This is a genomic window from Arcicella sp., assembly GCF_964672035.1.
On the sequence record NZ_CBABQS010000105.1, the window covers coordinates 1 to 12,664 of the forward strand.

Below are 12,664 nucleotides of genomic sequence, written 5' to 3' on the forward strand. Positions count from 1 at the left end.
GTAATCATATCCCTAATCGTGGAACTTACGGAGCTGGAAACGAGCATATTGCGGTTAATAATAGTATAGATGCAGTTTGTAAGCAGACGGGGGCAATCGTCGGAGCGAAGTTTGATATTGCAACCAGTACAGGCGGTGACCCAACGGCAAGCTACATATCAAGTTTATATTTTGGAGATGGAATTCACCCGAATGTTGCAGGGCATTTAGCAATGTTCAACCGAGTTTTAACAGATTTACCGTTCTTATTTTAGCTTAAAACCAACTCACGGGCGAGCTAAAGGGCGAGAATGAAAAAAGCACGTAGATCTTAATTTATCTAAGTGCTTTATTGTTAGGTAGTTATAATGTGGGCCCACTTGGAATCGAACCAAGCACCTACTGATTATGAGTCAGTTGCTCTAACCGAATGAGCTATAGGCCCTACAAAGCGTTTAATCTCTTTGTATTGCAAAATTAGGGCTTTAAAAGCATTTTTACAAAATATGTTTTTACTTTTTGCGTTAAACCTTTACTTTTTTAACACATCTAACCAACAAATATTCACAATTAATCTTAAAACAATGAACAAGAAATTAGTTTTAGCATTGAGCATTTTTGCTTCTATATACACAGTAAACTTTAATGTAGTAAATGCCCAAGATGCTGGTTTTCAGTCAGTTGCTCAACAAGGACAAACGCCCGAACAAAGAGCTTCTAATCAGTTGCAACGCTTAACAAAAGCCCTAACATTGAGTAACGACCAAACGGCTCAAATTAAACCTTTATTGTTCGAATTAAATCAAAAACGTGATGCTATGAGAGATGCATCTGACAAACGTGCTGCCATGAAAGATATGCGAGATTTGGTAATGTCTCAGGACGAAAAAATGAAAACAATTCTTTCGGCTGACCAATATTCGAAATATCGTGACCTTAAAGACGAAGCAAAAGACCGAATGAGAGGTAGAAAAGGAACAAGAGATTAGTTGATAATTAATTTTTCTGATACTAATGTTTTGGGAGTAATCAAAAAACTTGGCTGATCTTTGTTTTGCGAAACAATAAAATCAAGCAAGTGATAGAATCAGAACCAAAAGTTCGGAAACGAACTGCAAGTAAAGAAAAAAAGCAAAAACATCAAAAGGGACAAACATTATTCGATTATCAATCTGAGAATTAAAGTATTTAGAGACGGTAAAAGATCCTGTTTGTTTTGGTCAATGGCTTGATGGTCTTGACGAAAAGTACAAATCACTATTTGGAGCTGATTTATCTAAAAGCTATCAATTTTACGATATTAGATATTCTAAAAAAATGTCATTGCCTTATCGTCGAATAACCCTTTTAGGACAGATTTATGCGACTCACCCAGTCTTATTATGCCTGATTGGAGTGGTAAAGTTGAAGATTATCGAGAAGGTATCATGTTGTACCTTCGAGGGACATCTTTGGATAATATTACAGCATGTTTTTGCGATAACCAACAAAAATGGTTAGATAGAGTCAATCATTTAGGTCGTTTTAGTGTAGTAGGAACGTATTTTCATGGTAATTTATCCTCAGCACAACTAACGATTAGAGCTTTGGCGATTGGGTATATTTTTTGCCATTTTGCCAAAAAGTAACCAAGAATAAAAAAAATAGCACTTGAGCAAACTTAAATAGATTTGTTTATTCCGATTGTTGGTTAGAAAATCTGTTGATTGCCTCATCAAAAACGGATTAAAACAGTACCCCCAAAATCATTAGAATCAGAAAAATTAATATAGAATAGTTTAAAAAAGAAAGGACTTCTGAAGGCTTAATAGACAAGCATTTAGACGTCCTTTTTCTTTTTAGATTTCGAATGACTACTAATTATTCTCTATCAATTATTCACTAATTCTATTTGCCAAATTTCTTAGCCATGCTTAAAATTGCTCCTGCTGGATTTGCATTTGGAACGCCTACAAAAGTCTTCTTTACTTTTCCAGAAGCATCTAAGAAATATAAAGTTGGATAACCGTCCACTGGATATTGTTGAGCTACGGCTGGGCCTTCGCCATTTTCGTAATCCATCGCTACGCATACATATTTTTCGTTCATGTAATCGCCCAAAGTCTTATCCACAAATACTTGCGATTTCAACATTTTGCAAGGACCGCACCACGTGGTGTAGCAATCCATCATCACCATTTTATTTTCTTTTTTGGCTTTCGCTAAGGCTTCTTTGAATGTGCCTTTGAAGAATTGAATTCCTGTTGCTCCGTCATTTTTAGCGGGCTTATTTCCTGCAAATACGCTGATTGACAAGGCAATAAGTAAAGCAGTAAAGATTTTTGATTTTAACATTTTTTTGAATTTTAAATTTTAGTTACAACGTTAAGATACAGTATTTTAGTTTAATAATTGCTAAAAAAATTAGATTTAGAATGGTGATATCACAAACGTGTCATTTTGTTATTTTAAATGACAGACGGGTTACTTATTTCAAGAATATCTTCGTAAATAATGCACAAACCTACTTCCGAATCACCGCACCAATTTCTTTCTCAAACGCTCCCATCAACTTCTCCATTGTTTTATCAATAACTTTATCCGTTAGCGTTTGTTCGTAGTCTTGAAGCATGAAACTTACTGAATATGACTTTTTGCCTTCGCCCAAATTATCGCCTTGATATACGTCAAAAACATTTATTTGTTTCAAAAGATTTTTCTCATAATTACGGGCCAATTTCTGAATTTGGTCGAAACTTACGGTTTTGTCAATTACCAACGAAAGGTCACGGCGAACTTCTGGGAATTTTGGTAATTCCATGAAAACAGCTTTATCGTTGTATTGTTTGAATAAATAATCCCAATCAATATCCGCAAAGAAAACGTGTTGTTTCACCTCCGCTTTTTTGGCTACGTTTGGTTTTACTAAACCCAATTTTACCACTTCTTTTTTGTTCACTAAATAACTCAAACCGTATTCAAAAGTTGCGGAGTTTTCGATTGGTTTACTGTCGAAATTCTTAACGCCCAGACTTCCCAAAACTTTATTTACTGCACTTACAAGTGTGTGAAAAGCTACTTTTTGCGATCTCATTTGCCAAGTTTCAGTTTCTGAATTTCCAGTAATAAAAATGGCTAAATGACGTTTTTCGACGTATTTATCGTTGATTTTATGGTACGTTTTTCCGAAATCAAATACACGTAAATCTTTCTGACGACGGTTGATATTGTACGCCAAAACTTCCAATCCTGAAAATAACATCGTCTGGCGCATGACGCCTAAGTCTTCCGAAAGTTTATTCAAAATTTCAACATTTTCATTCGGCAAATCACCTTTGATTAACTCCGCATAAGCAGGTTTTGTCAATGAATTAGTAATGATTTCGTTAAAACCATTGGCCGCCAAAATTTGCGTCAATTTCAACTGCAAATTCTCACGGTCTTTGGCTGGAAAACTTGAAAGAAAATCTGTACCAAGTGTTTCCGATAATTCAATATTATTGAAACCGTAAATCCGTAAAATTTCTTCAATTACATCCGCCTCACGGGTTACGTCCACCCGATAAGCTGGCACAAGTGCTTCAAAACCGTCTTCTATATTACTGAAAATGCCAATTTCTAATTTATCTAAAATGTCGTGAATGAGGGATTTATCTAATTTTTTGCCAATCAGACGGTCAATATTTTTGTAAGAAACTTGTACTTTAAAATCTTCAATCGGCGTTGGATAAAAATCCGTAATTTCCGAAGAAACTACGCCACCTGCGAATTCTTGAATTAATAATGCGGCATATTTCAAGGCAAATAATTTTGCATTTGGGTCGGTGCCACGTTCAAAACGGAACGAAGCATCCGTCTTTAAGCCATGACGTTGAGCCGTTTTACGTACCGAAGCAGGGTCGAAATAGGCAACTTCTAAATAAACACGATTGGTTTCTGGCTTAATTCCCGATTTCATTCCGCCAAAAATACCCGCAATTCCAAGAGCTTCTTCAGTATCACAAATTATCAAATCTGTTTCGCCCAAAGTGCGTTCTACTTCATCTAAAGTCGTAAATTTTGTTCCTGCGGGAAGGGTTTTTACGACAATTTTTTGCCCTTTGATGGCGTGCCAATCATAAGCGTGCATCGGTTGGCCGAGTCCATGACAGATGTAATTGGTAATATCGACGATGTTATTAATAGAACGTAATCCGATAGTTTCCAATGATTTACGTAGCCATTCGGGAGATTCTTTTACTTCAATGCCATCAATCGTAAGACCACAAAAACGTGGGCAATCAATTGGATTTTCAACGACTAATTCTATCGGAAAATTATTGTTTTCTACTTTGAAATTTTCAATCGAAGGCATCGTGATTTCACGCCCAGTTTTTGCCTTTATATCACGAGCCACACCCCAATGTGAAGCCGCATCGGCACGGTTGGGAGTCAGTCCGATTTCGATTAATAAATCGGCCTCTAAATTAAAATATTGCGCCGCTGGTGTTCCGTTGGGCAAATCGGTATTTAAGACCAAAATTCCATCGTGCGATGTTCCCAAACCCAATTCATCCTCCGCACAGATCATTCCTTCCGACAAATGTCCGTAGGTTTTTTTGCTCGTAATCTGAAAAATTGGTTCGCCTTTGGCATGGTCGTAAAGGGTTGTTCCAACGGTTGCCACGATAACTTTTTGTCCCGTTGCCACGTTTGAAGCGCCGCAAATTACCTGCGAAGGCGTACCCGTACCGATATCTACCGTGGTTAAACTTAGTTGTTTTTCTTTTACCTCAAAACGTTCGCAAGTAAGCACTTCGCCCACCACAAAACCTTGTAAACCACCCAAAATCGCCTCGTGGCGTTCGATTGATTCTACTTCCAAACCCGTACCTGTAAGGAGTTCATCTAATTCCTGAGCGGATTCAGTTATTTCTACAAATTGTTTAAGCCAATTTAGGGATATTTTCATGTAATCTAATGAGTGAATGATTTCTATGATGCAAAGTTACGATAAAAATGGGATTGGGAAGGAATGAAGAAAGTAGATTCGTTAATTTTAAAGATTCTTCAATTCTTAAATTGGCAAACCTGACGAATTATTGCCTAAAAAAAGCCCTTGCAAAAGGCAAGGGCTACTGTATGGTTAGACCATTTACTAATATACTACATTTTTTTGCGAACGGTTTGTTCGGCTTTTGCTAAAAGAGCTTCCGCCCCAATTCCACCTACTTGATGATTGATAACTCGTCCGTATTTATCCAAAAATAATAAAGTTGGATAAGCCTCAATGCCGTATTTTTTCGCTAAAATTTGTCCTTCGGTAGTTTCCATGTCAATGGCCAAAGAAACATAATTATCTTTCATATAATCGCCTAAATTGGAATCATTGAAAGTATATTGTTTCAGTATTTTGCACGGGCCACACCAAGTAGTGTAGCAATCCACGAAGAGCAGTTTATTCTCAGATTTTGCTTTCTCTAAGCCCTCTTGTAAACTGCCTTCAAAAAAGGAAATTCCTTGGTCAGGAGAAGTTTGAGGTTCTTCAACTGCTACCCCTTCGTCCTCCTTTTGCGTATCGATTTGCGGTTGTTGGGCAGTTTTACAACTTGAAATAGCAGCCATCGAAATCAGGATTACGAACGCTAATAATGTTAGTCTTTTCATGTGTACTTTTAATTGATGAATTAACGCAAGAGTTTGTTAGATTACTATGCTGATTAATAATCTTTAAGGTTAGTCAAGAATCTTGCCAGATTTTGAGTTAATTTATTAAATTGAATATTTTGATGAGTATATTGGTTATGAATTCCCCAAATTTTATGGTCGAAAATTATGTCAGTGGTAGGTTTTGGAACGACAAAAACTACTACTGACACCCTTTTATTCCAAAATTTCAAGACCGTTTCTTTATTTTCAGATTTCGCAGAAATAATTGGAAATGGCAATTTGAATAATCAAGATGTGTGGTCGGTTGGCAGAAAACCATTATCTTCGGAATATGTAAAAATCAATCAAGGTCATACCCTTACGGTTGGGCAAGATATTACCCTGAAGAATATTACGTTACAAGGAAACTTGCAATTTACGGGCAATACAAAAAGTAATTGTTTTGGGGTAATTAAAAAGTAAATATCATAAAAATGCTAACCATTAAAATTCCAACAACCCAATCAGAATGGGAACAGTATTATGACCTCCGTTTCAAGGTTTTGCGTGAACCGTGGGGACAATTGAAAGGCAGCGAAGTTTTGACAGACGAAGACCAAGCCGACCATGCGATGGTAGTTGATGATGAAACCAATAAAATTATTGGGGTGGCACGTATGCAAACAAATTCGCCTACGCAAGGGCAAGTACGTTGCGTAGCTGTTTCGCCAGAGGTACAGGGGAGGGGAGTTGGGAAATTGTTGATGCATTATTTAGAAAATGTAGCGCAACAAAAAGGCATCAATGAAATTATTCTTGATGCCCGTGAAAATGCGGTAAAGTTCTATTTATCAATTGATTACGAAATTATTGGAGATTCTTATTTACTATTTGGTGTGATTCCGCATTTTAAGATGAAGAAAAGTTGGTAGTAGCCCACGTATTTTACTGTTAACAAAAAAGCCTGTTACCGTTGTACTTTTACATCGAAATTTACCACCCCCGAAGCTATCGCCTGACCAGTTGAAGTGATGACATTATTAATAGCATTTATCTTAATTACACCCTTTCGAACGACTGATTTCCCGTCTTTTGTGTTGCGAGTATTTTGAAACATATAAATTTTTCCAACTTCAATGGCTAAATCTTGCGTAGTATTTGGAATGGATAAACTCTTCAAGAAAAGGTCATTGACCGTGCCAAATTCGATGGGTACGTTGATAGGAGCAAAGAAAGTTGTCGTACCTCCCGATGCGTTAACATTTGCACAAATTTTGTCACTTGCCGTGGTCAGTAAACCCAAAGCACCTCGCCGAGGATTTGATGAAAAAGTGGGTTTGAGAGAAGGAGAACCAATTGCTGCATAAGTAATATCCACAAAATTGATATTAGAATCTAAGTCACAAGTAGCATAAACATCGCCTGTTGCGGAGGAAAATCTTGGGTTGAAAATACTACCTTGAATACCCAAATTTACATTCGCCCAAGCGGTAATTTGTTCAGTTCCTGTGGGCGTTAAATTGAGGATTTTTCGAGAAAATGTACCTTTGTTATCCGTAATATCCACGTAAAAAATGCGATAAATATTTGTTCCAACAGCGGGCAAACTGATTTCTAAACTTTTTGTCTGTTCATCAACAGCTTTCAATTGAATGTTATCTAACAGTAAAATGCCTTTCATTTCGGGGTTTTCCGTGATATAAACCGCCATTTTTACGGGACGACTTCCATCGGCACTTTTCTTGATATTATAAGAAATGGCCAAAACATCATTATTGGAAAGAACAATCGTTGGACTGGTTTCTAAGCGAGGATCGGTATATTTAATTTCCAATTTTCCATCGGGTTTGAGGATTTGTTCAGAACCAGGCTCGGGTGTTGGACCTTTGCATGCGAAAATTAGGAGGCTTATGATGGTAAGGGCAAAAATATTTTTCATAATTGCTGGAGCATTTGAAGTCCCAATGATTTTTATGGGTTAAAAATAGTAATTATTTCAAACAAAATATTAAAGCACCACAATTTCATCCGCATTTGCTACTTCAAAATTTTGGGTTTTTAAATTGATAGAAATTACCTCCGAATTTTCTCTGGCCCTGGCAATAGCAACGACGTTTTTCTTTTCGTCCAAGATCTCAAAAACTTCTCCTTTTTCAAAATTCCCAATCACCTTTTTGATACCAACTGCCAACAAACTTTTACGATTTTCCAAAGCCACAACTGCCCCCGAATCTACCTGTACTTTTCCAGCAATTATACTTCCCGAAGCCAACCATTTTCGTCGTGCATTCAAGGCTACTTCTTGCGGAGCGAATACTGTACCATTTTGGTTATCAATGGCTTGTAATATTCCATCTTGGATTTTCATGCCAAAAATAACTACACGGGTACCCATCCGTGTGGCAAGTTGCGTGTAGGTTAATTTTGAAATCATACCGCCTAAACCTAACGAAGACTTATCGTCATTGGCTAAACCCAACACCTCAGAATCCACTTTTTCGATGTGAGGAATGATATTTTTATTCGCATCCAAAAGTCCACCGACCGAGGTGCATAGAAGCAATGTTTCCGCCCCAAAACCGGTGGCAATTAAGGTAGCAAGTTCATCGTTATCCGAAAATTTTAGTTCTAAATTGCTCACTACGTCGTTTTCATTGGCAATAGGAATGATGTCATTTTTCCAAAGTTCTTGATACGTTTCTTTGAGTTGCAAAAACTGATTTCGATTGGAAAAGTGATGTCTTTCGCAGAGACTTTGAGCCACTGTAATGCCGTATTTTGAAAAGTAGTGGGTATATTTTGCCAGCAAAAGAGGATTGCCGATGGCCGCTGCTGCCTTACGTTCAAAGATTGTTCCTTTATAATTTTTGATAAATCCACGACCCGCTCCAACCGCTCCCGAAGAAACCATAACTATTTGAAAATCAGTATGAAGAATGGATATTTGACGGGCAATTTCTTGCAGAATTTCCTCGTTAAGTTCGCCTGTTTTATGCGTAATTGAAGCTGTACCGAACTTTATAACAATGATTGGTTTAGACATTTTTATCTGATTGATTGAATATTATCCAGCAAAAATACAAACAATCCAACACCGCTCCAAAAATCCGAGCGACTCTCATCGGTGTTCCATTTTTTTGCCTCAATCTATCAAAGCCTCGTCTGTAAAAAAGCAACATTTTTCCAGCGACATTTTAAGTAGTTTTACGTATTCTCCTCTCGGAATTTCTATGGCACCAAAACGTTTTACATTATCGTTAATAAATTGAGTATCAAGTAGTTCATAGCCTTGATGCGTTAAAATTTTCATCAAATAATGAAAAGCAACCTTAGAAGCATCGGGTACTTGATAAAACATGGATTCTCCAAAAAATGCTCCCCCAATTGATACTCCATAAAGCCCACCAACCATCCGATTATCCATATACGTTTCGACCGAATATGCCAAACCAGATTTATGCAACTCACTATATGCTTCAATAATTTCTTCGGAAATCCAAGTTTCAGCATCGCCTTTTCGAGCGGCGGCACAACTTCGCATAACACCTTCAAAATTATAATTTATTCTTACTTCAAATATTTTTTTATGGATAATTGGACGAAGCGATTTTGGCGTTTTGTAAGTGTCAATCGGAATGACCGCACGAGGGTCGGGCGAATACCAATAAAGTGTCCCATCGGTATCTGCCATCGGAAAAATGCCATTCATATACCCATAAACAAGGTCGTCGGCAGTTAGTTTATTTGTATTTATTTTTGGAGAAACAGACATTGTTTTTAATAATTATCAATTCGAAATTTGCGTTATAGCAATCGACTTTCGTAGGTTTAAATTCATTTTTAAATATTAACCAATTTTAAGGAAAAAAATGCTAAATTCCAAATTTTATTACAGATAGAAATCGTTAATTTGTTGATTTTTAATAGGTTAAGTATATACGTTTTGATAAAGTGAAGTGATTAAGCAATCATCTCAAAACCCATTACACAATGCTCATATCTTAAAAAATTGAAAAAAAACATTGCATCTCTCATTTTGTTTTATTAAACTTTGCATGATTGTTCGATTTCAAAGATTTCAAGGTCGAAAATCTATCTCAGAAAATGCCATACGAAGTAAAATTCATATCTTATTCATACATTCCCGCACCTGTTTTTAGGTGTACATTCTTCCGTAGGGTCTGATACCCTAATCCTGTTCGTTTGCCCACGTGGCAGACATTTCTCAAGACGTTTTCGTGTATTTGTTAATATTCTAAGGCTTAACTCGTTAAGTCGTAGCGATTTATCATCTACCATCATCACCAAAAACATTTTTAGCAAAATTTCAACAGTGGCAAAGTTATTAATCTCTGAAAATCTTATCGAAAATTATACCGTTCAAGTCGCTACGACTGAACATTTACCTCTTGCCGAAGCAATTTGCTTTGAAATGGAGGAATCCGCCAAAGCACGTGGCACGGGAATCGCCAAGCGTTCGCCCGAATATCTGCGTGTAAAAATGCAAGAAGGCAAAGCTATCATTGCCCTTGATGACAAAGGTGAATTCATCGGTTTTTGCTACGTAGAAACGTGGGAACACGGCAAATTTGTGGCAAATTCTGGCCTTATCGTAAAGCCCGAATGGCGAAAATATGGCATTGCCAAAGCCGTGAAAATGAGAGCTTTTGAACTGTCAAGAACGAATTATCCCGATGCCAAAATCATTGGAATCACGACTTCGTTGGCGGTGATGAAAATTAACTCTGAATTGGGCTACGAACCAACAACTTTCTCGGAATTGCCCGTAAATGATGCCTTCTGGAATGGTTGCAAATCATGCGTAAATTATGACGTATTGACCCGTACTGACCGCAAGCATTGCTTATGTACAGGCATGATTTTCGACCCTGAATGGGAGAAAAATAAGGCAAAACGTGAAGCAGAAGCACAAAAAGAAAAAGAAGCCGAACACGTAGAATGGAATTTTATGAAGGACGTAAAAGTCTTGGAAAGATTGAAATCTATTAAGGAAAAGATGTTTTTGCGGATGCAGGTGCGGAAGACGAAGAGACAGGTGGTGTAGATGCCTTTCTCTTCTCTGTTGTGTATTTACAATGCGAATATTTTAGCCCCAGCGGGGCATCATGTTGGTAGAATAATGAAATGTTCGCAAATAAGCTCTATCGGAGCGAAATGTTGAAAGTCGGTCATTGCAGTACATTTCGCCCCTCTGGGGCTTTTGAGGTATGTTTATTCTATTTTTTTCTACCAATATTTCATCCCTCTGGGATTTTGTGGAAAATTTTTCTGCCTTTGTTAGTGTTCTATCAATAATCGGAAGGATTTACGGCTTTGTCATTGCGAACATCGTGAAGCAATCTGTTAGCTTATGAGGAATGAATTTGAAACTCAATATTATCTGAATTAGGATTCATCCGATTAATGGATTAAAAGGATTTTATGAGCATAATCCCAAAAATCCGCTAATCCAACGAATCCAAGTTCAGACAAGCAACACAAGTATCTGATTATCAATAAATTATAAATAAAAATATTTGGCGTTTGTTCATGCACAAGTGGTCGGTGAGGACACACAACCACGGGACGGAGAGGGTTACTATCCAAGGAAATCGAATGGCAATCTTTTCTATAAAAATACTAAACCAAAATTGGCTTGACCCAGAAGATTTAAGTCATACCGATTTATGTTCTCATGGAGAGTTTGAAATCATCATAGATAACCAAGTTATAGTTGGAGAAAAAGATGAATTGGATTGGACAATTTCTACATCAGTTTTTAGCTTATTAAGAAGTATGGAGCCATATAATCATGAAGAAGGAAGGTATTGTGAGAAAATATTATATTGTGGACAATTACTAATGTTAAGTTGCCCGATTTGTATTGATTGGGATTTAATATATGAGGATGATACGGTAACCTTAAAAAATATTTATAAACAGATTAGCGTAAATACCAAAGACGTTATTTATTTCAAGGATATAAATCTTAAAATTGACAGAAAAACATACGCAAAAGAAATTTTGAAAGTGGCAGAAGAAGTTAAGCAATTTTTTGATAACCAACCTAAAAGACTATTTTGTGATGAATGGGAATCATCTTCTTGGGAAACCTTTTGGTCAGAATTTATTGACTTATTCGAGAAAGGAAAAAGAAAATATCTTGCTCCTTAGTATTAAAACCAAACCATAAAAATCTAAAATCCAAAACAAAAAAGTACACAACATTTATATAAAAAATGAGTAAACCAAAAGTAATCTTAGCATTTTCGGGAGGGCTTGATACCTCCTTTTGTGTAAAATATCTAACCGATGATTGTGGTTATGAAGTCCATTCTGCCCTTGTGGATACGGGTGGTTTCACGCCCGATGAACTTAAAGACATTGAGCAAAAAGCCTACGGTTTGGGCGTTACGAGCCACGTAGCCTTGGATGTTGTCGAGAAATATTACAACGATTGTATCCGATATATGGTCTATGGTAATGTCTTGAAAAACAATACTTATCCGCTTTCAGTATCAGCAGAGCGTGTTTTTCAGGCAACGGCGGTAGCAGAATACGCCAATAAATTAGGTGCAAAAGCCATTGCGCACGGTAGTACGGGTGCGGGCAACGACCAAGTGCGTTTTGATGTGGTTTTCCAGATTATGGTGCCAGATTGTAAGGTCATTACGCCCATTCGTGACATGAAATTATCTCGTGAAGCTGAAATTGATTATCTGAAAGCCAAAGGCGTAGTGCGTGACTGGACAAAATCAACGTATTCTATCAATAAAGGACTTTGGGGAACATCGGTTGGCGGAAAAGAAACCTTGACTTCCAACGGATATTTGCCAGAATCGGCTTGGCCAACACAAGTAACCAAGACGGGTGAAGAAACGGTGAAATTGCATTTTGAAAAAGGGCAATTAGTGGGCATTAATGGAGAAATCTCTTCGCCCGTTGCTGCCATTCGTAAGTTGTCGGACATTGCAGGTGCTTATGGCGTTGGACGTGATATTCACGTGGGCGATACCATAATTGGCATCAAAGGTCGGGTTGGTTTTGAAGCCGCTGCTCCTTTGTTGATTATCAAAGC

The 12,664-nt window shown here is 37.2% G+C and carries 14 protein-coding genes and 1 tRNA gene; 8 read left to right on the forward strand and 7 right to left on the reverse strand.

The genetic code is table 11. The features are described from left to right. The coding region (locus AC1W31_RS18860) for a hypothetical protein (RefSeq protein WP_481736045.1) at nt 1–254 on the forward strand (254 nt) is incomplete at its 5' end. A gap of 96 nt (nt 255–350) precedes the next feature. Here the strand turns inward: AC1W31_RS18860 and AC1W31_RS18865 are convergent. Further along, a tRNA-Ile gene (locus tag AC1W31_RS18865) sits at nt 351–424 on the reverse strand. A 139-nt stretch (nt 425–563) separates the two neighbouring features. Here AC1W31_RS18865 and AC1W31_RS18870 point away from each other — a divergent pair. Further along, nucleotides 564–968 (forward strand): hypothetical protein, encoded by a 405-nt coding sequence (locus AC1W31_RS18870; protein WP_481736046.1) that lies wholly within the window; start codon nt 564–566, stop codon nt 966–968. Between the two features lie 393 nt (nt 969–1,361). Then, nucleotides 1,362–1,607, forward strand: a complete 246-nt coding sequence (locus AC1W31_RS18875; RefSeq protein WP_481736047.1) for a hypothetical protein — start codon at nt 1,362–1,364, stop codon at nt 1,605–1,607. 259 nt (nt 1,608–1,866) lie between these two features. On the opposite strand, the gene AC1W31_RS18880 is transcribed toward AC1W31_RS18875, so the two are convergent. The 3 genes from AC1W31_RS18880 to AC1W31_RS18890 form a co-directional block, all read right to left on the reverse strand. After that, a complete protein-coding gene (locus AC1W31_RS18880; RefSeq protein WP_481736048.1) occupies nt 1,867–2,313 on the reverse strand; it encodes a thioredoxin family protein in 447 nt (148 codons plus the stop codon). A 169-nt stretch (nt 2,314–2,482) separates the two neighbouring features. Further along, nucleotides 2,483–4,909: a phenylalanine--tRNA ligase subunit beta gene (gene pheT, locus AC1W31_RS18885; RefSeq protein WP_481736049.1), complete on the reverse strand. Its 2,427-nt coding sequence runs from the start codon at nt 4,907–4,909 to the stop codon at nt 2,483–2,485. 194 nt (nt 4,910–5,103) lie between these two features. Beyond that, nucleotides 5,104–5,604, reverse strand: coding sequence for a thioredoxin family protein (locus AC1W31_RS18890; RefSeq protein WP_481736050.1), 501 nt, complete (start codon nt 5,602–5,604; stop codon nt 5,104–5,106). A gap of 168 nt (nt 5,605–5,772) precedes the next feature. Between AC1W31_RS18890 and AC1W31_RS18895 the strand changes: the two genes are divergently transcribed. Both AC1W31_RS18895 and AC1W31_RS18900 read left to right on the forward strand, forming a co-directional pair. Further along, entirely contained in the window at nt 5,773–6,069 is a 297-nt protein-coding gene (locus AC1W31_RS18895; RefSeq protein ID WP_481736051.1) for a hypothetical protein, read from the forward strand. An 11-nt stretch (nt 6,070–6,080) separates the two neighbouring features. Continuing rightward, nucleotides 6,081–6,518 (forward strand): GNAT family N-acetyltransferase, encoded by a 438-nt coding sequence (locus AC1W31_RS18900; RefSeq protein WP_481736052.1) that lies wholly within the window; start codon nt 6,081–6,083, stop codon nt 6,516–6,518. A gap of 35 nt (nt 6,519–6,553) precedes the next feature. Here AC1W31_RS18900 and AC1W31_RS18905 read toward each other — a convergent pair whose 3' ends face one another. The 3 genes from AC1W31_RS18905 to aat form a co-directional block, all read right to left on the reverse strand. Further along, a complete protein-coding gene (locus tag AC1W31_RS18905; protein WP_481736053.1) occupies nt 6,554–7,525 on the reverse strand; it encodes a hypothetical protein in 972 nt (323 codons plus the stop codon). Between the two features lie 69 nt (nt 7,526–7,594). Next, entirely contained in the window at nt 7,595–8,629 is a 1,035-nt protein-coding gene (proB, locus tag AC1W31_RS18910; protein ID WP_481736054.1) for a glutamate 5-kinase, read from the reverse strand. A gap of 99 nt (nt 8,630–8,728) precedes the next feature. Next, nucleotides 8,729–9,358: a leucyl/phenylalanyl-tRNA--protein transferase gene (gene aat, locus AC1W31_RS18915; protein WP_481736055.1), complete on the reverse strand. Its 630-nt coding sequence runs from the start codon at nt 9,356–9,358 to the stop codon at nt 8,729–8,731. A gap of 561 nt (nt 9,359–9,919) precedes the next feature. Here aat and AC1W31_RS18920 point away from each other — a divergent pair. From AC1W31_RS18920 to AC1W31_RS18930, 3 genes are all read left to right on the forward strand, one after another. Further along, on the forward strand, nt 9,920–10,651 hold the full coding sequence (locus AC1W31_RS18920) for a GNAT family N-acetyltransferase (RefSeq protein ID WP_481736056.1): 732 nt from the start codon (nt 9,920–9,922) through the stop codon (nt 10,649–10,651). 551 nt (nt 10,652–11,202) lie between these two features. Then, nucleotides 11,203–11,760, forward strand: coding sequence for a hypothetical protein (locus tag AC1W31_RS18925; RefSeq protein ID WP_481736057.1), 558 nt, complete (start codon nt 11,203–11,205; stop codon nt 11,758–11,760). A 65-nt stretch (nt 11,761–11,825) separates the two neighbouring features. Further along, nucleotides 11,826–12,664: argininosuccinate synthase domain-containing protein (locus tag AC1W31_RS18930; RefSeq protein ID WP_481736058.1), on the forward strand; the 839-nt coding region annotated here is incomplete at its 3' end.

Excerpts from the sequence above, each read along its gene's own strand:
- AC1W31_RS18890 (WP_481736050.1), bottom strand. The coding sequence starts at position 5,604 with ATGAAAAGACTAACATTATTAGCGTTCGTAATCCTGATTTCGATGGCT.
- AC1W31_RS18875 (WP_481736047.1), top strand. The coding sequence starts at position 1,362 with ATGCCTGATTGGAGTGGTAAAGTTGAAGATTATCGAGAAGGTATCATG.
- proB (WP_481736054.1), bottom strand. The coding sequence starts at position 8,629 with ATGTCTAAACCAATCATTGTTATAAAGTTCGGTACAGCTTCAATTACG.
- pheT (WP_481736049.1), bottom strand. The coding sequence starts at position 4,909 with ATGAAAATATCCCTAAATTGGCTTAAACAATTTGTAGAAATAACTGAA.
- AC1W31_RS18925 (WP_481736057.1), top strand. The coding sequence starts at position 11,203 with ATGGCAATCTTTTCTATAAAAATACTAAACCAAAATTGGCTTGACCCA.
- AC1W31_RS18895 (WP_481736051.1), top strand. The coding sequence starts at position 5,773 with ATGTCAGTGGTAGGTTTTGGAACGACAAAAACTACTACTGACACCCTT.
- AC1W31_RS18880 (WP_481736048.1), bottom strand. The coding sequence starts at position 2,313 with ATGTTAAAATCAAAAATCTTTACTGCTTTACTTATTGCCTTGTCAATC.
- AC1W31_RS18870 (WP_481736046.1), top strand. The coding sequence starts at position 564 with ATGAACAAGAAATTAGTTTTAGCATTGAGCATTTTTGCTTCTATATAC.
- AC1W31_RS18905 (WP_481736053.1), bottom strand. The coding sequence starts at position 7,525 with ATGAAAAATATTTTTGCCCTTACCATCATAAGCCTCCTAATTTTCGCA.
- aat (WP_481736055.1), bottom strand. The coding sequence starts at position 9,358 with ATGTCTGTTTCTCCAAAAATAAATACAAATAAACTAACTGCCGACGAC.
- AC1W31_RS18900 (WP_481736052.1), top strand. The coding sequence starts at position 6,081 with ATGCTAACCATTAAAATTCCAACAACCCAATCAGAATGGGAACAGTAT.